This window comes from Algibacter sp. Ld11 (assembly GCF_045066735.1).
Taxonomy (GTDB): Bacteria; Bacteroidota; Bacteroidia; order Flavobacteriales; family Flavobacteriaceae; genus Algibacter.
In genome coordinates this window covers 258,159-281,403 of sequence record NZ_JBISHH010000026.1, presented here as the reverse complement: position 1 = coordinate 281,403, position 23,245 = coordinate 258,159, and the positions used below count along the sequence as shown (strand labels likewise).

Below are 23,245 nucleotides of genomic sequence, written 5' to 3'. Positions count from 1 at the left end.
GTAATTCTTTAACCTTAAAAACTACCTCAGAAAAATATATTCTATAACAAACAAAAAAAAGCCCCGACTAAGTCGAGGCTTTTTAGTATAAGCTATATTTTAACTATAACACTTTCGCATTTTTAACTTTTTCATCGGTAATCGCGTACTTAATAACGTCACTCATTTCTGTAACATAATGAAAGGTTAAACCTTTTAAATATTCAGGTTTAATATCTTCTATATCACGACGATTTTCTTCACACAATAAAATTTCTTTAATTCTAGCTCGTTTTGCTGCTAAAATTTTCTCTTTAATACCTCCTACAGGTAAAACCTTTCCACGTAGTGTAATCTCACCCGTCATAGCTAAACTTTTCTTTACTTTTCTCTGAGTAAATAAAGAGACTAATGATGTTAACATCGTTACACCTGCACTTGGTCCATCTTTTGGCGTTGCACCTTCTGGCACGTGAATATGTACATTATACTTATCGAAAACCGCAGGATCGATTCCAAACTCATCAGCATAAGATTTTATATATTCCATAGCAATGGTAGACGATTCCTTCATGACCTTACCAAGGTTTCCGGTAATAGTCATAACGCCCTTTCCTTTAGAAATTATAGATTCTATAAATAGAATATCTCCACCAACACTTGTCCATGCTAAACCTGTTACTACACCAGCAACATTATTATTTTCGTATTTATCACGTTCCATTTTAGGGCCACCTAATACTTCAATAATATCTTCGTTAGAAACTTTTACATTATAATCTTCTTCCATGGCAATGTTTTTGGCCGCATAACGAACCATTTTTGCCACTTGCTTGTCTAAACCACGTACACCCGATTCACGTGTATAACCTTCAACTATTTTTTCTAATTGAGGTTTTCCTATTTTTAAATTATCGGTAGTTAAACCATGCTCTTTTAATTGCTTTGGAAGTAAATGGCGCTTACCAATTTCTACCTTTTCTTCAATAGTATAACCTGTAACGTTTATAATTTCCATACGGTCGCGCAAGGCAGGCTGTATAGTGTTTAAACTATTTGAAGTTGCAATAAACATAACTTTAGAAAGATCGTAACCCATTTCTAAAAAGTTATCATGAAATTCACTGTTTTGTTCAGGGTCTAAAACTTCTAGCATAGCCGAAGATGGATCGCCTTGATTAGAATTTGATAACTTATCAATTTCATCTAAAACAAAAACAGGATTTGATGTTCCGGCTTTTTTTAAACTCTGGATAATACGGCCTGGCATAGCACCAATGTAGGTTTTTCGATGTCCGCGAATTTCAGCTTCGTCTCTTAAACCACCTAGTGAAATACGCACATACTCGCGCCCTAAGGCTTCAGCAATAGATTTACCTAAAGATGTTTTACCAACTCCAGGAGGTCCGTATAAGCATAGAATAGGCGATTTCATATCGTTACGAAGTTTTAAAACGGCTAAATATTCTATAATTCGGCGTTTAACATCTTCTAAACCAAAATGATCGCGGTCTAAAATTTTCATGGCACGCTTTAGGTCGAATTTATCTTTACTAAACTCGTTCCATGGTAAATCTAAAAACAGCTCTAAATAGTTGCGTTGTATAGAATACTCGGCTACTTGCGGATTCATACGTTGCATTTTAGCCAATTCTTTAGTAAAATGCTTACCTATTTTTTTATCCCATTTTTTTGTTTTAGCCTTCACTTTCATTTCGTCAATTTCCTCATCATGACTTACACCACCCAATTCTTCTTGGATCGTTTTCATTTGTTGATGAAGAAAATATTCACGTTGCTGTTGGCTCATATCCATTTGAACTTTGGACTGAATATCATTCTTAAGTTCTAATTTTTGAAATTCAACATTCATGAATTTCAAGGTTGCCAATGCACGAGATTTGAGATCGTCCATTTCTAAAAGTGACTGCTTCTCGGCCACCGACAGATTCATGTTAGACGACACGAAATTTATTAAAAACGAATTGCTTTCAATATTTTTTATAGCAAAAGACGCCTCACTAGGTATGTTCGGACTTTCTTTTATAATTTCTAAAGCTAACTCTTTTATAGATTCTATAATTGCAGAAAACTCTTTGTTTTTAATCGCAGGTTTAGCCTCTGCCATGTCGCGAATAGTCGCATTCATGTATGGCTCCTCAGTTAAAACCTCCGCCACTTTAAAGCGTTTTTTACCTTGAATAATAACCGTTACGTTGCCATCAGGCATTTTTAAAACACGTAAAATACGAGCTACAGTTCCTGTTTCGTGAATTTCACTTGCAGATGGATTTTCTACCGACTCATCTTTTTGAGCAACCACACCAATAACTTTTCCGCCTTTATTGGCATCATTTATTAGTTTAATCGATTTATCACGCCCTGCAGTAATTGGAATTACTACACCAGGAAACAAAACGGTGTTTCGTAATGATAGAATAGGAAGTGTTTCCGGCAATTCTTCATTATTTATAGCTTCCTCATCTTCAGGCGTCATTAAAGGAATTAATTCTGAGTTCTCATCGAATTCCTGTAGTGACAAACTGTCAAGAGTTGTAAATTTTGATTTTTTCATATATAATTTTGAGTCAATCTGTCATAAAAACACATTGAACTTTAAGTTTAACAATTTACATAAAATATTAAGCAACTAAAAATCAAGTTATTAAAACCGAACCTTTCCGCTCAACATTCATATAAATTCAATAGCTATGCCAATAATGATTTTATGAATTATTAGATTTTACCCATTTTTTTCATTACAAACAATAAAACAATTGGTAATGCCAATAAAACAACCATTAGCAGATTAGTCTGAAATATAGCAGGAACTAATAGTAAAGTAATAACATAACCGCCAATAGCACCCCCAAAATGGGCATCGTGACCAATGTTACCAATTTTATTTTTCATCCCATAAATAGAATATAACAAATAACCAATACCGAAAAGATAAGCCGGAATTGGAATTGGAATCATAAACATATATAGGCTCATATCTGGACGAAATAAAATAGCAGAATAAATAATACCACTTACCGCTCCACTTGCACCTACAGCACTATAATGATATTCGTTTTTATGAAAATAAAGAGACAATAAGTTACCAAACATAAGGCTACCAATATAAACCGCTAAAAACCCTACAATACCCAAAGCACTAGCTACACTACCTGCAAAAAAGTAAAGCGATACCATATTAAACAATAAATGCTGCATATCTACATGTAAGAATCCAGCACTGAAAAACCTTATTTTTTCTCCACGCTGTATACCACCAACATTGAATTTGTATTTCTCGAAAAAAGTATAATCGTTAAAACCCTTATAAGAGATTATTACATTTGCCGCAATAATAACCATGGTTATTAAATCTAATTTCCCCATACTCACTTTAATGTTTAAAATTGATTAACATATATTTGCAAATCTAAAATTATTTCATGCAATTAATAGCTTATATTATTCTTTATCCGTTTTTATGGTTAATTTCGATGTTGCCTTTTAAATTGCTTTACTTGGTTTCCGATGCGGTTTATGTTTTAATTTACCATATCATTGGCTACAGAAAAAAAGTTGTAACTAGTAATTTAAAGCTCGCGTTCCCTGAAAAATCTACAAAAGAAATTGCTTTAATTCAAAAAAAATTCTATCATCATTTATGTGATATGATTTTAGAGGCGGTTAAATCGATAACTATCTCTGAGGCCGAAATAAAAAAACGTTATATTTTCACTAATCTCGAAGAAATACATGAATTAGAAAAAGCAAATAAAAGTATTATACTTTTAATGGGACATTATGCAAGTTGGGAATGGATTTTTATTCTACAGGCGCACGTAAACCATAAAGGGTATGCTGTTTATAAGCAACTAAGCAATAAGTATTTTGACGCTCTAGTAAAACGTATTCGAGCAAAATATAACAGTCACTTAATTACCACAAAGGAAACTGTCCCAACACTTTTAAGAGCTAAAGTAAACAAAGAATTAACTTTAAACGGTTTTGTTTTCGATCAGTCTCCAAGATTAAGCAGCGCTTTACATTGGCAAGATTTTATGGGAGTAAATGTACCTGTACACGTTGGCGCAGAGGTTTTAGCTAAGCGGTTAGACATGGCCACTCTTTTTTTAAAAGTAAAAAAAATTAAACGTGGCTATTATGAAGCCACGTTTATGGATATCATTGAAGACACAAAATCAATAGAAAATTATGCCATAATCGATGCTGCCCTAAAGCGTGTAGAAGAACAAATTTACGAAGCGCCAGAATATTATTTATGGACGCATAAACGTTGGAAACATCGTAATAAAAAACCTGCTTAAAATAAAACAGGCCTTTTTACTGAACTTTCTTTTTTTTACTCTTTAAAATCAGGATTGACTAATACCTTCCCTTCTTTTTGAGCTTGCATATATACCGCTTTAGACGGTCTAGGACGAATACGATACTTTGTTGGTAAACCAGTAGCTCTAAAAAAATCGTCTGGAGTTCGTTGTTTAGGCATATAATCTTTAGTACTTGTTCTTATAGTTTCTAATCTTGAGCGCATGTTGTTTAACACATCAAAATAATCTTTATTTTGAGCGAGATTATTTAATTCATTAGGATCTGCTATAACGTCAAAAAGTTCTTCTTCTGGTCTTGGCATTTCAAAACAACGCATTTGAGCTTCGTTTAAGTTTCCTTTTTTATGTTCTTCCACCATACTCTTCCATGTTCTATCTCTTAAAACATCTGCAGACGGTGTATTTGGTAAATCTGGATAATAGTTTTTTATATATTTAAACTGTTGTGTTCTAACAGCCCGTGTATAATCTTCAAAATCATGAAAATGATCTTCTGCATAAATCTCACTATGCAATGCTTTGTTACCACCTAGCAACAAAGGCATAATATCCTCACCATCAAATTCTTCCAAAGGTTTTAAGCCTGCAGCACTCATGAACGTTGAAGCAATATCTGCGGAACTTACTAAATTATTATTTACACTACCTGCTTTAATTTTAGCTGGCCACTTAACAATCCAAGGTGTTTTAATTCCTCCATCGTAGAGTGTTGTTTTATCTCTTGGGAAAGCTCTACCGTTATCGGATATAAATAAAATCAATGTGTTTTCCGTTACACCCTGTTCATCCAATTCTGCAATAACCTGACCTATATAACTATCCATTCTAGAAATCTCATCATAATAAAGTGAAAAATCTTCTTTAACTTTATCCGTTTTAGGCATGTAAGGTGGTATGATGACATCTTTAGGCCCATAAGGATTATCTGATATCCCCGTATAAAAGGGTCTATGCGCATCAAAAGAAGCCAACCATGTAAAAAACGGTTTTCCTTTAGGTCTGTCTTTTAATAATTTAATCCATTCATCGCAACCGCTTCCATCTCCCACAAGTCTTCTATCTAATCCTATTGGTGCATCTTTCCACTGCATTTCTAATAATTCATCAAAATCATCTTTTGCAGGTTCTCCCATATGATATTTACCCGCTAAACCCGTCCAGTATCCAGCATTTTTTAATTGTTGTACAAATGTTTTTTTCCCTTCTGGCAATGGCCATGAGAGTTGTTCGGCATCTGTATTATGCGGATATAATCCAGAAATAATACTGGTTCGACTTGGACTACAAGAGCTTGTGGTTAAAAAGGCTTGATTAAATAACATGCCCGCTTTTGCCATTTTATTAAGATTTGGTGTTTTAATATTGGGATGTCCGTAAGGTTCTATATCGTTCCAACTAACGTCATCCGCAATAATTAAAACAATATTTGGTTTTTCATTGGTGTTTTTTTTCGGGACTACTTTTTCTTTTTTTGATTGACAAGACACCGTGAATATCAAGAGAAATAATAACGTAATTCGCGTATAGTTTTTTAAGTTCATAACCTTATTAAAATGTTTAGTTAATATAAAACTAGCAATTTCAAACCAAATCTTCTTTTGTTTTACCTCAATTGACCATTAGTTACATGGATTTGAACATAGATTACCTATTTAATCTAATACTGAGATAAAACCCTACTTTTTGAAACAAAAAAAAGCGCAAATAAATTGCGCTTTTGTAAACTTTTCAATGTTTTTAAATATTAAGTATTTGCTATAGCTCCAATCTCTTCAATAAATTTATCGGCTAAAGTATCTGCTTCATTTTGCGATTTTGCTTCAGTATAAATTCTAATTATTGGCTCCGTATTACTTTTACGTAAATGTGCCCAACTTTCTGCAAAGTCAATTTTTACACCGTCAATAGTTGTTAATTGCTCATTTTGGTAACGTGTTTCAATTTCCTTTAAAATACCATCAACATCTAAACCTGGAGTTAACTGAATTTTCTTTTTACTCATAAAGTAATCAGGATATGTCGCTCTAAGTGCACTAACAGACATTTGCCTTTCTGCTAATAAACTTAAAAATAATGCAACGCCAACAAGCGCATCGCGACCATAGTGAGAGTCTGGGTAAATAATACCTCCATTACCTTCACCTCCGATAACTACTTTATTCTTCTTCATTAAATTAACCACGTTCACTTCGCCTACTGCGCTTGCTTCGTAAGTTCCACCATATTTTTCGGTAACATCGCGTAAAGCACGAGTAGAACTCATATTACTTACCGTGTTTCCTGGAGTTTTACTTAGCACGTAATCTGCACAAGCAACCAAAGTGTACTCTTCACCAAACATGTTTCCGTTTTCGTCCATAAAGGCCAAGCGGTCTACATCAGGATCTACAACAATTCCAAAATCGGCATTATGCTTTTTAACTTCTTCAGATAAATCTGTTAAATGTTCTTTTAAAGGTTCTGGGTTATGAGGAAACTCACCGTTTGGCTCACAGTAAAGCTTAACGACTTCAACACCTAAACGCTCCAAAAGTAAAGGGATTGCAATACCTCCGGTAGAATTAACACCATCTACAACCACTTTAAATTTAGCGTCTTCAATATTATTAACATTAACTAAATCTAAATCGAGAACTTCAATAATATGTAAATCTATGTAAGCCTTATTTTTAGTGATTTTCCCTAAATCATCTACTTCAGCAAAATTCATGCTATCGCTTTCTGCAATATTCAATATTTTCTCACCTTCAATGGCATCTAAAAACTCGCCTTTTCCATTTAATAACTTTAAGGCATTCCATTGCTTTGGATTATGACTTGCAGTTAGAATAATACCACCATCGGCATGCTCTAAAGTTACAGCAACTTCAACAGTTGGAGTTGTAGAAAGCCCAAGATCTACTACATCAATACCTAAGCCTATAAGGGTATTCATCACTAAATTTTGCATCATTTTACCCGAAATACGAGCATCTCGACCAACAACAACTTTATAATTTTCTTTTTTACGGTTTTCTTTAAGCCAAACGCCATAAGCCGATGCAAATTTAACAGCATCTATTGGTGTTAAATTATCACCTACTTGTCCGCCAATGGTACCTCGAATCCCTGAAATTGATTTTATTAGTGTCATAGTTTTGTTTAATTTTAAACGACAAATATAGTATTTCAAATTCGGAATTCGTAAATTTCCACCATGAACTATTTAGCACATATTTATCTTTCAGGGGATAACGAATTAGTAACTGTAGGAAATTTTATTGCCGATGGTATTAAAGGAAAAAATTATAAAAAATACCCGAGAGACCTTCAAATTGGTATTTTATTACACCGCAATATAGATACTTACACCGATGCTCACAAAACAGTAAGGATAAGCACTAAAAGACTTCATGAAAATTACGGCCATTATTCTGGTGTAATTGTCGATATACTTTACGATCACTTTTTAGCTAAAAATTGGAGCACTTATAGCGATATACCTTTAGCCGATTATGTTGATACTTTTTACGATTCTTTAGAAGATAATTACAGCGTACTTCCTTCCCGAATTCAAAAAATGATGCATTACATGGTGAGTGATAATTGGCTACTAAGCTATGCTTCTATCGAAGGTATTGCTCGTGTTTTAGAGGGTATGAACCGGCGAACAAAAAACAGATCAGGAATGGATAAAGCCGTAAACGAACTCGAATTTTTTTATAAAGAATTTGAAACAGAATTTTCTTCGTTCTTTGATGAGCTTATTGTTTTCTCAAAGGAAAAATTAAAAGAACTTAACCAAACTATTTTATGAAGCATATTGTATACGCGGCACTTTTGTTATTATTTTTTATCTCCTGTAAAAAAGCAGTTAAAACTCCTAAATCAGAGAAACAAATAGGATTAATAACTAAAAATGCGATGGTTGTTTCCGCTCGAATTGAAGCTTCGAAAATAGGAACCGACATTCTAAAAAAAGGAGGTAACGCCTTTGATGCCATGGCGGCAACCGAGCTTGCTTTAGCCGTTGCATATCCATACGCTGGTAATTTAGGTGGCGGCGGATTTATGGTTTACCGCAAAGCCAGCGGAGAAACGGGGGCCATAGATTATCGTGAAAAAGCACCAATGGCAGCTACTAAAAACATGTATTTAGATGAAAAAGGAGATTTGATCGCTGAAAAAAGCACACTCGGTGCGATGGCCGTAGGTGTTCCTGGCACGGTTGCAGGTGTGTTTGAAGTACATAAAAAACTAGGCAGCTTACCTATTGAAGATATTTTAAATCCTGTAATTGCTTTAGCTAAACAAGGTGTTATAGTTACCGAAAAACAAGAAAAACGCATTGCACATTACCAACCTTTCTTTAAAAAAACCAATAAAGATTCCATTCTTTTTGATAAGGCATGGAAAGCAAACGACACCATTAAATACCACAATCTAGGCGAGACTTTAGAACGCATATTAAAGTATGGGAAAGATGGGTTTTACAAAGGGGAAACGGCAAAAAAACTTGCTAATTTCCTTCAGGATAATGGAGGTATACTTACCGAAGAAGACTTAGCAAGCTATGAAGCCAAATGGCGTACCCCAATTAGTTTTTTTTATGATGATTTAAAAATTATTTCCATGTCACCTCCTTCTAGTGGAGGCGTGTGTTTGGCACAAATAATGAAAATGATTGAACCTTTTCATTTGGATGAATATGGACATAATACAGAAAAAACAATTCAAGTGATCACAGAAGCCGAACGTCGCGCTTATGCCGATAGAAGTTTTTATTTAGGTGATCCTGATTTTGTTGAAATCCCTATTGAAACACTAATTAACGAAGCATATTTAGGAGGTAGAATGGACAATTTTTCATTTGAAAAAGCAACTTCTTCCAAAGATGTATCACATGGAAACATTGCCATCATTGAAAGTGATGAAACTACGCATTATTCTATTGTAGATCAATTTGGAAATGCTATTTCTGCAACTACAACGCTAAATGGTGCTTACGGTTCTAAATTGTACTGTTCTGAACTTGGCTTTTTCTTAAATAACGAAATGGACGATTTTAGTAGCAAACCTGGAGAACCTAATATGTTTGGACTTATTGGTGCTGAAGCCAATAGTATTGTACCTCAAAAACGTATGTTAAGCTCTATGACACCAACAATTGTTGAAAAAAACGGCGAGTTATTTATGTCTGTAGGCACACCAGGAGGTGCCACTATAATTACATCGGTTTTACAAACTATTTTAAATGTTCACGAATTCAAAATGACCATGCAAGAAGCAGTAAACGCGCCACGTTTTCATCACCAATGGTTACCAGATGAAATTAACATGGAACCTAATTCATTCAATAAAACCGTAATTGAAAACCTTAAAAAACTAGGTTATTCAATCAATGAAAAAGATTCACCTGTTATCGGAAAAGTAGATGGAATTCTTGTTTTAGACAATAATACTTTAGAAGGAGGCGCAGATTATCGTGGAGATGATACAGCCGTCGGATTTTAAGTGCTAAATCTCAATAAAACTTTTAACTTAGCGTTATAAAACAACAAAATTTTTCGAAATTGAAAACAAAAAAAATAACAAAAATCGTTTTAGGTATCATTGTGTTCCTAACACTACCAAGTCTTTTGCTTTTTAGTTTTGTTTATTTTAAATATAACGAAGACCTTCCAAAAGGAATTCAGGGAGAGCAAGCAGATGTATTAGCCGAAGATATGCTAAAAGCTCTAGATTTTGAAGCATACAAAAATACAGATTATATTGAATGGACTTTTAAAAACAGACACCATTACCAATGGCAAAAAAGCGAAAACAAATGTGATGTATTTTGGAAAGATTATAGAGTAGCTCTAGATTTAAACAACCACAATTTAAGCAAAGCCTATGTTCATGGTTTTATTTCAGATAGTGACATTGCCGACGAACTTAAAAACAAAGCACTCAGCTATTTTAATAATGACTCCTTTTGGCTTGTTGCTCCCTATAAAGTGTTTGATTCCGGAACCGAACGTCGCCTTGTAAAATTGGCAAATAACAAAGCTGCACTTTTAATTACCTATACCTCAGGAGGCTCCACACCTGGAGATTCTTATTTATGGATTTTAGATGATAATTATAAACCTTTATCATTTAAAATGTGGACTTCCATATTACCAATAGACGGCTTAGAAGCCACTTGGAGCGATTGGAAAACTACTGAAACCGGAGCATTATTACCAAATTTTCATAAACTTATGGTTTTGGGTCTAGAAATAGACCACCTTAAAACTTCAAACTAATACACCTTAACCTAGATTAACAAACTATTAATTTTAAGATTATTACAAGAGTTTTAAATTAAAATATGTAATTTTATTACACCCTAAACTGGAAGTTCAGGTTTCAATAAATCCAACAACTTCGATAATTATTAGCCAACTAATTAATAAAACCGATTTACAATGGCACATAAATTTGTAGGCTTATCGAAGGATCACAAAAAAATATACCTCTACGAGCTTAATACCAATACTGGCAAACTAAAAAAAGAGCGCCAAGTGCTTTGGGGAGATTGGCTTTCTATAAAAGACAATCACGATTTTAGTGAAATTGGTACAGGTTGGCTTGCTATAAATTGGTCGCCAAACACACCAAATGCAAAAACACTTTTTATAAAAGAAACCGACACTACCGATACACGACCATTAGAAATTATTTTTGTAGATGTAGGTCAAGGTGATGGAGCCGTATTAATTACGCCAGAACGCAATGAAGAAGAACGCATTATGGTTATTGATGCTGGTGAAGGTAAAAATATGAAAACCTTTTTAGAAGGTAGGTTTGCTCACCGTGGTTTTCAATTTGAAGCTGCTATCATAACGCATCCTGACATGGATCATTACTATGGATTTAAATCTATTTTTGAAAATAAAACCGTTGGCTTTAACACCATTTTCCATAACGGATTGGTAGAACGCCCAGTAAGCGGAACTTTTGACAAGGTAGGAGGCTATTTTGAAGATCCGTCCACCGGAAAAAAATATATTAAAAATTTAGCGATAAGCAAAACTGAAATAGAGGAACATTTTAGCGACACATCAACCTTTGGAAGATATGTTTTTCCAAGTGTAATAAATGCCGCGCTTACTAATCCTAAAATAAAGGATTTTAAAATGCTTTCGGTAGATTCTAGTCAAAGCACACATGAAAACAACAGAACTTACATGCCTGGCTTTGCACCTTCAGATGGAAAAAATTACAGCATCGAAGTTCTTGGTCCAGTAACTAATAAAGATGAAGATGGCAACTTACGCTTAGAAAAAATAAGTAGTTACGGCAAAACTAAAAATGGCCATTCCATAATATTAAGGCTCCACTATGGTAAATTTAAAGTGCTTTTTGGAGGCGACTTAAATAAGGCGGCTGAAAAATTTCTGTTAAAGCATTATACTCAAAGAAAATCTTTCCCAAAATCTGGAACCGAAGCTTCGAAAACTATGATTAACGAGGCTAAAAATTGGTTTAATGCAGAAGTAATGAAGGTTTGTCACCACGGTGCGGCCGATGTTACAGACGAATTTATGCTAGCCGTAAATCCTGCTTGTTTTGTAATTTCCTCTGGAGATCAAGAAGGACACGTACACCCAAGACCCGATTTATTGGGCCGATTAGGAAAACACGGCCGAGGAGATTCGCCTGTTTTACTTTCAACGGAATTACAGCGTTCTACACGAGAGCATGAAGATGAAAACATCATTACTACCTTAAAGAAAAATATTGCTAAAATGGTGGCCAAACCTACTGATAAACTTAACAAATTAATAGAAGAAGGCATTAATCATTTAGCAAAAACCAATGTAGATGTTTACGGTGCTATTTATCTAAAAACAGATGGCGATCGCTTAATAACGGCTTTTAAAATTGAAGAAAAATCGAAATTAAAAAAATGGTTTTATTTTGAATATAAAATTGACGATTCCGGAGAACTTACTTTAATAAGTTAAACTTATTTACTTCGCTGTCCAACAAAATTATTTGCCTTCGATTTAAACAAAATATTGAAACTGGTTAAACTGCCATAGATTCTAGTAATGTACTGTTGTAAATCTATCTTACCTTGTTCATCCATATCACTAGCATTAATCCGTTGCTCCATAACACGCAAACGATCACGAACCATAGTTATTTTATGAAAAAACTTATCAATAGGCAACTCATAAGGTCTCATACTTGTATCTGCAGGTTCTAAAATTAGTTTACCACCTTTATACTTATCCGCAATAGGCACAATTTCACTTACATCGCTCCATTGCTTTAAAATTTTAACCAAGCTACTTTCCACTTCAAAAAAGCTTACCGTATCCACATCACCATCGGCCGCCTCAATAACATCAAATTCACTATCTAAATCTATAGTTTCTAATCCATTTTCTATAAATGTTACCCAATAATGCTGTGACGTTACATTCGTTACAACACCTTTTCCATAAGTTGCGTGATTAATTCGAGAACCTATACCTAATAATTTCATCTAAAGTTGTTTTTTTATTTCCAACACAATAATACTAAAACAAAATAAATTTTACATCAAATATTTACATCAGAAATTCAGTAAAATATGCATTAAATCCAAAAAAAATCTAGCTTCAAACTAAAAATCTATTTAACAGAATAGACAATTAATCTTCACAAGATTTTAACATCAAAAATCGTAACTTTGCACTTTTGCCTATTTATGAGCCAATTTGATGATTTTATTGAAGTAAAAGGAGCGCGAGTTCACAACTTAAAAAATATAGATGTTTCTATTCCTCGAGAAAAGCTTGTAGTTATTACAGGTTTGTCGGGAAGTGGAAAATCGTCTTTAGCTTTTGATACAATTTATGCTGAAGGCCAACGCCGATATATTGAAACTTTTTCGGCTTATGCCCGACAATTCTTAGGTGGGCTAGAACGTCCGGATGTTGACAAAATAGACGGTCTCTCGCCTGTAATAGCCATAGAACAGAAAACAACAAGTAAATCACCAAGATCTACGGTTGGTACAATCACAGAGATTTACGATTTTATGCGCTTGCTTTTTGCGCGTGCCAGCGATGCCTATAGCTATAATACTGGTGATAAAATGGTGAGCTATAGTGATGATCAAATAAAAGCGCTTATTCTCAAAGATTTTAAAGGAAAACGTATTAATGTTTTAGCACCAGTGGTACGTTCTAGAAAAGGACATTATCGCGAACTTTTTGAGCAAATTGCTAAACAAGGCTTCGTAAAAGTCCGTACAGATGGCGAAATAAAAGACCTTGTAAAAGGGATGAAATTAGATCGTTATAAAAATCACGATATCGAAATTGTAATTGATAGATTAAAAATTGACGACACTGCAGATAACGATAAACGCCTTACCGAAACCATTAATACAGCTATGTATCATGGTGAAGATGTACTTTTGGTTATAGATCAAGACACCCAAGAAGCAAGATACTTTAGTAGAAGTCTCATGTGTCCTACATCAGGAATTTCATATCCAAATCCTGAACCTAACAATTTCTCGTTTAACTCACCTAAGGGCGCTTGCGATAACTGTAATGGTATTGGAGAATTGTATCAGGTTAACGAAAGTAAAATTGTTCCAGACGATAGTATTTCTATAAAAAACGGAGCATTAGCGCCACATGGTCCAGAAAAAAACTCATGGATTTTTAAACAGTTTGAAACTATTGCGCAACGCTTTAATTTTAAACTAACCGATGCTTACAAAGATATTCCCAAAGAAGCCAAACAAATTATTATGTATGGTGGTAACGATAAGTTTTCTGTAGAAAGTAAAACCTTAGGTGTAACTCGTGATTATAAAATTGATTTTGAAGGAGTAGCTAATTTTATTGACAACCAGTACAAAACGGCAGAATCCACCTCCTTAAAACGTTGGGCAAAAGATTATATGGACAAAATTACTTGTCCGGTTTGCGAAGGTTCACGATTAAAAAAAGAATCGCTTTATTTTAAAATAAACGAAAAAAACATAGCCGAATTAGCCAACAGTGATATTGTAGAATTGGCCGAGTGGTTTAAAAATTTAAATGAACATCTTTCTGAAAAACAATTAAAAATTGCAGAAGAAGTTATCAAAGAAATTAAATCTAGACTGCAGTTTCTGCTTGATGTTGGACTTAATTATTTATCTCTCAACCGAAGTTCTAAATCTCTGTCTGGTGGCGAAGCCCAACGTATTAGATTGGCAACTCAAATTGGCTCGCAATTAGTTGGTGTACTTTACATTTTAGACGAACCCAGTATTGGTTTGCACCAACGTGATAACGAAAAACTAATAAATTCTTTAGTCGCTTTAAGAGATATAGGGAACTCTGTAATTGTAGTTGAGCATGATAAAGACATGATTGAGCGTGCCGATTATGTTATTGATATTGGCCCGAAGGCTGGAAAACATGGTGGTAGCATTATAAGTATTGGCACCCCAGAAGAATTAAAAACGCACGATACTTTAACTGCCGATTACCTTAATGGTAAAAAAGAAATAGAAATTCCGAAAAAACGTAGACAAGGAAATGGTAAATTCATAGAGCTTAAAGGCTGTACGGGTAATAACTTAAAAAACGTATCCGTTAAACTTCCGTTAGGTAAAATGATTGGAGTAACTGGAGTTTCCGGTAGTGGAAAGTCTACTTTAATTAACGAAACCCTCTACCCTATTTTAAACGCTCATTACTTTAATGGTGTAAAAAAACCTATGCCATACAAAAGCATAAAAGGATTAGAGCATATTGATAAAGTTATTGATATTAACCAATCGCCAATTGGTAGAACACCAAGAAGTAACCCTGTTACTTATACAGGAACGTTTAGTGAAATTAGAGCTTTATTTGCTAAAATCCCCGAAGCCATGATTCGTGGTTACAAAGCAGGCCGTTTTAGTTTTAATGTAAAAGGGGGACGCTGTGAAACCTGCCAAGGCGGCGGTTTACGAGTTATTGAAATGAATTTCCTTCCGGATGTTTATGTGGAGTGCGAAACCTGCCAAGGGAAACGTTTTAATAGAGAAACCTTAGAAATTCGTTACAAAGGAAAGTCAATCAGTGATGTCTTGAATATGACCATTGATGAGGCCGTAGATTTCTTTGAGCACATACCAAAAATATACAGAAAAGTAAAAACTATACAAGATGTTGGCTTAGGATATATTACTTTGGGCCAGCAAAGCACAACACTTTCAGGTGGTGAGGCACAACGTATAAAATTAGCCACAGAACTTTCTAAAAGAGATACTGGCAACACATTTTATATTCTAGATGAACCTACAACGGGTTTACATTTTGAGGATATTAGGGTATTAATGATTGTTTTGAACAAATTAGCAGATAAAGGAAATACCGTATTGATTATAGAGCATAATTTAGATGTTATAAAAACTGTGGATCACGTTATTGATATAGGTTACGAAGGTGGTAAAGGTGGTGGCAAGGTTATTGTAGAAGGTACTCCCGAGGTTGTGGCTAAACACAAAAAGAGTCATACAGCGCGCTTTTTAAAACTAGAGCTCGAAAATGGAAAATAAAATTTAAAAAACTTTTAAAACAGAATAATATATATGAAAAAAGAACAACACCCAAAGGGTTGGAATGAGAATAAAACAAACGATTCATGGGCCATTTTTAAAATAATGGGCGAGTTTGTTAATGGTTTTGAAAAAATGAGTAAAATAGGACCTTGTGTTTCTATTTTTGGATCGGCACGTACTAAGCCAGATCACAAATATTATAAATTAGCAGAAAAGGTAGCTGGCAAAATTGTTGAGCATGGCTATGGCGTTATTACTGGCGGCGGACCAGGAATCATGGAAGCAGGTAACAAAGGTGCGCATTTAGGAGGCGGAACTTCGGTTGGACTAAACATTGAATTGCCTTTTGAACAACATGACAACCCTTATATTGACAATGATAAAAGTCTAGATTTCGATTACTTTTTTGTTAGAAAAGTAATGTTTGTAAAATACTCTCAAGGTTTTGTTGTTATGCCAGGTGGTTTTGGAACTTTGGATGAATTATTTGAAGCGATCACACTTATACAAACACATAAAATAGGGAAATTCCCGATAATTCTTGTTGGCACAGATTTCTGGAAAGGATTGATTGAATGGATAAAAACAACACTTTTAGACAGTTTTGAAAATATTAGCCCCAAAGATTTAGACTTAATACACTTAGTAGATACGGAAGATGAAGTTATTGATATACTCGATGCTTTTTACAAAGAATCTAGACTAACACCTAACTTTTAATATACACAGGTAAAGCTTCTAAAACAGCTGTAAATACTGGTTTTAGAAGCTAGCCCTGCGTTAGGGATTGAGGCTTTGTTGAAGCTCTTTTTGTGTGGTTGCACCTATGCAACACAAAAAAGCGACTGCCGAAAGCCCGACCCTTTTCGGGTAACGCCCAAACATAGGTTTTAGAGGTAACCTCTCTCAATGTTAGTTAAAGTTAAAACTAATATTTTTAAGCCACCTTATTTTATTATATTGCAGCGCCTTAAGCACTATAAACCTTATTAATGTTAAAATAATTTGAAGCTACATTTTTTATTTATTTTCGTGTTTTCTTCCATATGCCTTTCTGGTTTTAGTCAGAATAAAATTGACTTAAAGGCCAAGTTTGATATTGAAAATAAATCTATTGAAATTGTACAAACTATTACCTACCATAACGCAACCAAAGACACTTTAAAGACTATTTATTTAAGTGATTGGAACAATAGTTATTCTACAAAAAAAACAGCATTAGCAACACGAATTGCAGATGAGTATAAAAATGATTTTCACTTAGCTAAAAATGAGGACCGTGGCTTTTCGGTAGTAACATTAGTCAAGCAAAATGATGCAGTTTTAACCTTTTCACCTTTACAAGGCCAAATGGATATTTTACAGGTTAATTTAGTAAAGGCCGTTAATCCAAACAATAGTTATACCATTACACTTCAATACCGCGTACAGGTACCAAATAGTAAATTTACAAGTTATGGAATAACTGATTATGGGGATTTAAACTTGCGTTATTGGTATTTTACTCCCGCAATTTACGATGGTGAATGGCAGTATTACAGTAACAAAGATCTAGATGATTTGTACATTCCGTTGGCAGATGTAACCCTGGATATTGAATACCCAAAAGGCTACAGTATAACTTCGGAATTAAATATTACTGAAAGAAAAGAATTAGATAGTACGCAAACTATTAAATTAGAAGGAAAAGATAGAATTAACACTAAGTTATTTTTAAGTAAGCACTCTGATTTTAATACAATTAAGGGAGAAAATTTCACGATAGTTTCCAATATAGATGATGGCGGCTTAGAGGTTATTGATAAGGTTTTATTAACCGAAAAAATCTCTAAATTCTTATTAAAAACCTTTGATAAATATCCGCATGAAAAACTGTTACTTACTAAAATAGATTACGCAAAAGACCCTGTTTATGGGCTTAATTTTTTGCCTAATTTTATAAAACCTTATCCTGATAATTTTGAGTACGAACTTAAATTATTGAAGATTGCTTTGCACAATTATTTAGAAAACACACTGCTGCTAAATCCTAGAAAAGAGCAATGGTTAATGGATGGTATTCAAATTTATTACACCATTAATTATGTGAATGAGTTTTATCCAAACATGAAGTTTTTAGGCAGCATTAGTGATTATTGGGCTGTTCGCCCGTTTCATGCTGCAGACATGAAATTTAACGACAAATACACCTTAGCGTACATGTTAATGGCTCGAACTAATAGAGACCAACCTTTAACAATGGCCAAAGACTCTCTGTTGAAGTTTAACAAAAATATTGCCAATAAATACAAGGCAGGCGTTGGCCTTAAGTATTTAGATGAATTTGTAAATGGAGATGTAGTTGAAAATACTATAGAATCTTTTTTGAAGACAAATAAGCTAAAACCAACAAGTACAAAAGCTTTTGAAAAACTTATAAAATCTAACACAGATAAAGATATTGATTGGTTTTTTTCTGAATACATAGCGACTCGAAAAAAGATAGATTTTAAAATACAAAACGTTACAAAAACCGAAGATTCTATTACGCTTACCGTTAAAAATAAAAGAAACAATAGCATGCCTGTTTCGTTATATACTTTAAATAACGATAGTATAATTTCTAAAACTTGGTTAGAAGATATTTCGGGAAGTAAAACGTTTACTTTGCCACGAAACGGTGCTAATAAATTAGCTTTAAACTACGAAAACAGTATTCCTGAAAACAACTTAAGAGACAATTGGAAGTCGCTTAAAGGCTTCTTTTTTAATAACAAACCACTGCAGCTTAGAGTATTTCAAGATATTGAAGACCCACATTACAACCAGGTGTTTTTTATGCCAATTGTAGAATTTAATAACATTTACGATGGGCTTACACTTGGAGTAAGAGCTTATAATAAAACCGTTTTAAGAAAACTTTTTAATTATAGAATAGAGCCACAATACGCTGTAAAATCGAGAACTTTTACAGGTGGTATTTCTGCTTTTAAAACGCATTATTTTGAAAACAACGATCTATATGCTATAAATTATGGTATATCTGGAAGCTATAAATCTTATGCGGAAGATTTATTTGTCAGAAAAATTCAGCCGTCTATTTCTCTAAGCTTTAGAGAAGATTCTGATTTTAGATCTAATAGACGAGAATCATTAAGTTTAAGATATTTAGATATTCATAGAGACCAAGATCAAAATAGTATTTTAACAAATACTGAGCCTAATTATGCCGTTTTTAATGCGCGTTACACAAATTCTAATAATAACCTAATTAAGTATAGTAGTTGGTATTCTGATTTTCAGGCCGCTAAAAACTTTAGTAAGCTAGCATTCAACTATGAGTATAGAAGGTTATTTGAAAGTAATAGACAATTAAATATCCGTTTTTACACAGGAGCCTTTATAAAAAATAATTTACCGAGTAGCTCAAGCTATTTTAGTTTTGCTCTAGATCGCCCATCGGATTATTTATTCGATTATTCTTACTTGGGAAGGTCTGAAGCTTCGGGTATATTTAGCCAACAATATATAGAAGCTGAAGGTGGTTTTAAATCTAAATTAGATACGCCTTTTGCAAACCAATGGATTTCAACCGTAAATACAAGTACAACCCTTTGGAACTACATCTTACTATATGGAGATATTGGTTTGGTTAAAAATAAGCATCGTGATCCTCATTTCGTTTACGATTCCGGTATTCGAATTAATTTAGTAACCGATTATTTCGAAATTTATTTGCCTCTTTATTCCAACCAAGGATGGGAAATAGGCCAAGAAAATTATGACCAAAAAATCAGGTTTAAATTCACTTTAGACCCACAAGCACTACTTGGTTTGTTTAGGCGTCGATGGTTTTGATTTCTTATTGAATTATCAATATTTAATAGATATTAATACGAAAAATTCAATAGAAATAAACTTAATCATTATTTCATCAAATTAGCAACAATATTTTAACGACTCGAAATATTGTAAAAATCGTTAATATTAACTACTTTTGCAAAAAGGATAACATACAATATGCAGACAATTCCAGACGTGACAAACGACCTCTCTTTCGAAGATTTTAAAACAGAAGTTTTAAATGATTATAAAATCGCTATGGTTAGTCGAGAGTGCAGTTTATTGGGACGACGAGAAGTTTTAACCGGAAAAGCCAAGTTTGGCATTTTTGGAGACGGAAAAGAAGTACCGCAATTAGCTATGGCTAAAGCCTTTTTAAAAGGTGATTGGAGATCTGGTTATTATCGGGATCAAACTTTTATGATGGCTATTGGCGAATTAACCACCGAACAATTCTTTGCTGGTTTATACGCTAACACAAATTTAGAATTAGAACCTATGTCGGCCGGGCGCCAAATGGGAGGACACTTTGTAACCCACAGTTTAAACGACAATGGAAGTTGGAAAAATTTAACAGAACAATATAATTCTAGTGCCGATATATCGCCTACTGCAGGGCAAATGCCACGTTTATTAGGATTAGCGCAAGCGTCTAAAATTTTTAGAAACGTTGAAGATATAAATACTACAAATTTCTCTAAAAAAGGAAACGAAGTTGCCTGGGGAACTATTGGTAATGCCAGTACAAGTGAAGGTTTATTTTTTGAAACTATAAATGCCGCAGGAGTTTTACAAGTACCTATGGTTATAAGTGTTTGGGATGATGAGTACGGTATTTCTGTACACGCCAGACACCAAACTACTAAAGAAAATATTTCTGAAATTTTAAAAGGATTTCAACGTAATAAAAATGAAAAAGGATTCGAAATACTGAGAGTTAAAGGTTGGGATTATCCAAATTTAATGGAAACCTACCAGGAAGCTGCAAAAATTGCAAGAGAAGAGCATGTGCCGGTATTAATTCATGTTGTAGAATTAACACAACCGCAAGGTCACTCTACATCCGGATCTCACGAACGTTACAAAAATGCAGAACGTTTAGAATGGGAAAGCGACCACGATTGTAATACTAAAATGCGCCAATGGATTATTGAAAGCGGCATTGCAACCAACGAAGCCTTAGTAGAAATTGAGCGTACAGCTAAACGAAATGTTCGCGATGCTAAAAAGAATGCATGGAATACTTTTTTAAGACCCATAAAAAAAGAGCAATTAGAGATTGTTAGTATTTTAAAAAAAGTAGCCTCAAAGAGCGCTAACCGTGTTTTTATATCGAAATTAGCTAGTGATTTAGAGGCTATTGATGAACCGACTAGAAAAGATATTTTATCTACGTCTAGAAAAGTACTTCGCCACACACTTGCAGAAACTCATACAGAAAAAAACACTCTAGCTAATTGGATAAACGCAAATATTTCAAAAACACAACACAGCTTTAGTTCACACTTATATTCTGAAACACAACATGCCAACGTAAGGATTAAGGAAATAAAACCTACCTATGCAGACGATGCTGAATTGGTTGATGGCCGAATTATACTCCGTGATAATTTCGATAATATCTTTAGCAGTCATCCTGAAGTTTTAGTTTTTGGTGAAGACACAGGGAAAATTGGTGATGTTAACCAAGGCTTAGAAGGTTTACAAGAAAAATTTGGAGAATTACGAGTGGCAGATACTGGTATTCGTGAAGCAACTATTGTTGGCCAGGGTATTGGTATGGCATTAAGAGGCCTACGCCCTATTGCTGAAATACAATATTTAGATTATATTTTATACGCACTACAAATAATAAGTGACGATTTAGCAACGCTGCATTACCGAACTAAAGGTAAACAAAAAGCACCGCTAATTATAAGAACCCGTGGACATAGACTAGAAGGTATTTGGCATTCTGGATCACAAATGGGTGGTATTCTAAACTTAGTTAAAGGTGTACACCTTTTGGTACCAAGAAACATGACTAAAGCAGCAGGTTTCTATAACACCTTACTTAACGGAGACGACCCTGCTATTGTTGTAGAATGCTTAAATGGTTACCGATTGAAGGAAAAAATGCCAAACAACCTAAGTGCAATTAAAACACCTATTGGCGTTGTTGAAACTGTTAAAGAAGGTACCGATATCACCTTAGTGTCTTACGGATCTACTTTACGTATAGTAGAGCAAACAGCTAAAGATCTTTTAGCACTTGGTATTGATGCCGAAATTATCGATGTGCAATCCCTAATACCTTTTGATTTAAATCATGATATTGTAAAGAGTATTGCTAAAACAAACCGAGTTATGATTATAGATGAAGATGTACCTGGTGGTGCATCGGCATATATTTTAGATGAAATATTAAATAAACAAAATGCGTTTCAGTATTTAGATAGTGCGCCAAAAACACTTGCAGCAAAAGCTCACAGACCGGCTTATGGTAATGATGGCGATTATTTCTCCAAACCATCGGCTGAAGATATTTTTGAAGCAATTTATGCTGTAATGCATGAAACAAACCCAACAAAATATCCTAAATTGAGATAGTTAAAATCTTATTAGGAAACTTAACATACAAAAGGCTTTATCGGATTCATTCTGTTAGAGCCTTTTTTTTATTAGCTCCTTGTATACTACGAGCTGAAATATAATTCGGTTATACTTTCTATATTGAATCCCGTATTATTTTATTAAATTTAAAATCTAATGTATTTATAAATGAAAGCAGTTTCGGCCGTCGCTATTAAAAAAGAATTACAACACCAATCGCAAAGTGAATTAATAGCACTGTGCCTGCGCCTTTCCCGATTTAAAAAAGAAAATAAGGAACTTCTTACCTATTTACTATTTGAATCTGCTCACGAAGACGATTACATTCAATCGGTAAAAACATATATTGACGATGAGTTTGAAACGATAAATAGAGATAGCTTTTTTTATATTAGAAAATCGGTTCGAAAAATTTTAAGAAATGTAAAAAAGTTTGCTCGTTACTCTCAAAAAAAGGAAACTGAAGCCGAACTACTTATCCATTTCTGTAAAACATTAAAAAACTTTTCGCCAAGTATTAAACGTAGTACGCAATTGGTAAACTTGTATGATCGTCAATTACTGATGATAAAAAAAATAATTTCGGGTTTACATGAAGATTTACAATATGATTATAACGAAATGATTGAAGGCTTGTAAATAAATCTACTTTCAATGAAGTTGAACAATACACATACTCCAGTCTTAAAAAATAGTTTTATGTAAACGGTCTCATGTCTTTTTAACCAAACCATAGTTAATAGCCCCGCGTTAGGGATTGATGCGGCATCCTTTTTTATGTTATTAACTAGAATATTATTAATAACATAAAATTAATTACTAAAACTTATCCTTTTTAAAACGAGACCATCTAAAAAAAGATATAGCGGAAAGCCCGACCCTTTTCGGGTAACGCCCAAAATAATACGCATAAAAAAAGTCCAACCTTTCAGTTGAACTTTAATTTTATAATTCT

The 23,245-nt window shown here is 33.8% G+C and carries 15 protein-coding genes; 10 read left to right on the top strand and 5 right to left on the bottom strand.

Annotated features, from left to right (window positions below; all coding sequences use genetic code 11):
- Positions 1-103: 103 nt before the first annotated feature.
- Both lon and ACJJV4_RS17855 read right to left on the bottom strand, forming a co-directional pair.
- Entirely contained in the window at positions 104-2,554 is a 2,451-nt protein-coding gene (lon, locus tag ACJJV4_RS17860; protein ID WP_405296757.1) for an endopeptidase La, read from the bottom strand.
- 161 nt (positions 2,555-2,715) lie between these two features.
- Positions 2,716-3,366 (bottom strand): rhomboid family intramembrane serine protease, encoded by a 651-nt coding sequence (locus tag ACJJV4_RS17855; protein WP_405296756.1) that lies wholly within the window; start codon positions 3,364-3,366, stop codon positions 2,716-2,718.
- Positions 3,367-3,422: 56 nt separating this feature from the next.
- Between ACJJV4_RS17855 and ACJJV4_RS17850 the strand changes: the two genes are divergently transcribed.
- Positions 3,423-4,304, top strand: a complete 882-nt coding sequence (locus ACJJV4_RS17850) for a lysophospholipid acyltransferase family protein (RefSeq protein WP_405296755.1) — start codon at positions 3,423-3,425, stop codon at positions 4,302-4,304.
- A 35-nt stretch (positions 4,305-4,339) separates the two neighbouring features.
- On the opposite strand, the gene ACJJV4_RS17845 is transcribed toward ACJJV4_RS17850, so the two are convergent.
- On the bottom strand, positions 4,340-5,869 hold the full coding sequence (locus ACJJV4_RS17845; RefSeq protein ID WP_405296754.1) for a sulfatase: 1,530 nt from the start codon (positions 5,867-5,869) through the stop codon (positions 4,340-4,342).
- Positions 5,870-6,072: 203 nt separating this feature from the next.
- Positions 6,073-7,461, bottom strand: coding sequence for a phosphoglucosamine mutase (gene glmM / locus ACJJV4_RS17840; RefSeq protein ID WP_405296753.1), 1,389 nt, complete (start codon positions 7,459-7,461; stop codon positions 6,073-6,075).
- 63 nt (positions 7,462-7,524) lie between these two features.
- On the opposite strand from glmM, the gene ACJJV4_RS17835 reads away from it, so the two are divergent.
- From ACJJV4_RS17835 to ACJJV4_RS17820, 4 genes are all read left to right on the top strand, one after another.
- Positions 7,525-8,124: an ACP phosphodiesterase gene (locus tag ACJJV4_RS17835; protein ID WP_405296752.1), complete on the top strand. Its 600-nt coding sequence runs from the start codon at positions 7,525-7,527 to the stop codon at positions 8,122-8,124.
- The gene (gene ggt, locus ACJJV4_RS17830; protein ID WP_405296751.1) at positions 8,121-9,821 is read left to right on the top strand and encodes a gamma-glutamyltransferase; all 1,701 of its coding nucleotides are present in this window, start codon (positions 8,121-8,123) and stop codon (positions 9,819-9,821) included. The genes ACJJV4_RS17835 and ggt overlap by 4 nt, the downstream gene beginning before the upstream one ends.
- Positions 9,822-9,880: 59 nt before the next feature.
- Complete coding sequence (locus ACJJV4_RS17825; protein WP_405296750.1) at positions 9,881-10,597, top strand: hypothetical protein; 717 nt, start codon at positions 9,881-9,883, stop codon at positions 10,595-10,597.
- Between the two features lie 162 nt (positions 10,598-10,759).
- Positions 10,760-12,301, top strand: coding sequence for a ComEC/Rec2 family competence protein (locus ACJJV4_RS17820; RefSeq protein ID WP_405296749.1), 1,542 nt, complete (start codon positions 10,760-10,762; stop codon positions 12,299-12,301).
- A 2-nt stretch (positions 12,302-12,303) separates the two neighbouring features.
- On the opposite strand, the gene ACJJV4_RS17815 is transcribed toward ACJJV4_RS17820, so the two are convergent.
- Positions 12,304-12,828, bottom strand: coding sequence for a hypothetical protein (locus ACJJV4_RS17815; protein ID WP_405296748.1), 525 nt, complete (start codon positions 12,826-12,828; stop codon positions 12,304-12,306).
- 204 nt (positions 12,829-13,032) lie between these two features.
- Here ACJJV4_RS17815 and uvrA point away from each other — a divergent pair, with 204 nt between their 5' ends.
- The 5 genes from uvrA to ACJJV4_RS17790 all read left to right on the top strand — a co-directional run bounded on the left by uvrA (position 13,033) and on the right by ACJJV4_RS17790 (position 22,929).
- Positions 13,033-15,873: an excinuclease ABC subunit UvrA gene (gene uvrA / locus ACJJV4_RS17810; protein ID WP_405296747.1), complete on the top strand. Its 2,841-nt coding sequence runs from the start codon at positions 13,033-13,035 to the stop codon at positions 15,871-15,873.
- Between the two features lie 33 nt (positions 15,874-15,906).
- Positions 15,907-16,596 (top strand): TIGR00730 family Rossman fold protein, encoded by a 690-nt coding sequence (locus ACJJV4_RS17805; RefSeq protein WP_405296746.1) that lies wholly within the window; start codon positions 15,907-15,909, stop codon positions 16,594-16,596.
- Between the two features lie 285 nt (positions 16,597-16,881).
- A complete protein-coding gene (locus tag ACJJV4_RS17800) occupies positions 16,882-19,713 on the top strand; it encodes a metalloprotease (protein ID WP_405296745.1) in 2,832 nt (943 codons plus the stop codon).
- Between the two features lie 162 nt (positions 19,714-19,875).
- Positions 19,876-22,287, top strand: a complete 2,412-nt coding sequence (locus tag ACJJV4_RS17795) for a thiamine pyrophosphate-dependent enzyme (protein WP_405296744.1) — start codon at positions 19,876-19,878, stop codon at positions 22,285-22,287.
- A 171-nt stretch (positions 22,288-22,458) separates the two neighbouring features.
- On the top strand, positions 22,459-22,929 hold the full coding sequence (locus ACJJV4_RS17790) for a hypothetical protein (protein WP_405296743.1): 471 nt from the start codon (positions 22,459-22,461) through the stop codon (positions 22,927-22,929).
- The last annotated feature ends 316 nt before the right edge of the window (positions 22,930-23,245 follow it).

What these genes read in the sequence shown, in the direction of transcription:
- ACJJV4_RS17850 (WP_405296755.1), top strand. Translation starts at nt 3,423, where the DNA reads ATGCAATTAATAGCTTATATTATTCTTTATCCGTTTTTATGGTTAATT.
- ACJJV4_RS17815 (WP_405296748.1), bottom strand. Translation starts at nt 12,828, where the DNA reads ATGAAATTATTAGGTATAGGTTCTCGAATTAATCACGCAACTTATGGA.
- ggt (WP_405296751.1), top strand. Translation starts at nt 8,121, where the DNA reads ATGAAGCATATTGTATACGCGGCACTTTTGTTATTATTTTTTATCTCC.
- ACJJV4_RS17845 (WP_405296754.1), bottom strand. Translation starts at nt 5,869, where the DNA reads ATGAACTTAAAAAACTATACGCGAATTACGTTATTATTTCTCTTGATA.
- ACJJV4_RS17805 (WP_405296746.1), top strand. Translation starts at nt 15,907, where the DNA reads ATGAAAAAAGAACAACACCCAAAGGGTTGGAATGAGAATAAAACAAAC.
- lon (WP_405296757.1), bottom strand. Translation starts at nt 2,554, where the DNA reads ATGAAAAAATCAAAATTTACAACTCTTGACAGTTTGTCACTACAGGAA.
- glmM (WP_405296753.1), bottom strand. Translation starts at nt 7,461, where the DNA reads ATGACACTAATAAAATCAATTTCAGGGATTCGAGGTACCATTGGCGGA.
- ACJJV4_RS17835 (WP_405296752.1), top strand. Translation starts at nt 7,525, where the DNA reads ATGAACTATTTAGCACATATTTATCTTTCAGGGGATAACGAATTAGTA.
- ACJJV4_RS17855 (WP_405296756.1), bottom strand. Translation starts at nt 3,366, where the DNA reads ATGGGGAAATTAGATTTAATAACCATGGTTATTATTGCGGCAAATGTA.
- uvrA (WP_405296747.1), top strand. Translation starts at nt 13,033, where the DNA reads ATGAGCCAATTTGATGATTTTATTGAAGTAAAAGGAGCGCGAGTTCAC.
- ACJJV4_RS17795 (WP_405296744.1), top strand. Translation starts at nt 19,876, where the DNA reads ATGCAGACAATTCCAGACGTGACAAACGACCTCTCTTTCGAAGATTTT.
- ACJJV4_RS17820 (WP_405296749.1), top strand. Translation starts at nt 10,760, where the DNA reads ATGGCACATAAATTTGTAGGCTTATCGAAGGATCACAAAAAAATATAC.
- ACJJV4_RS17790 (WP_405296743.1), top strand. Translation starts at nt 22,459, where the DNA reads ATGAAAGCAGTTTCGGCCGTCGCTATTAAAAAAGAATTACAACACCAA.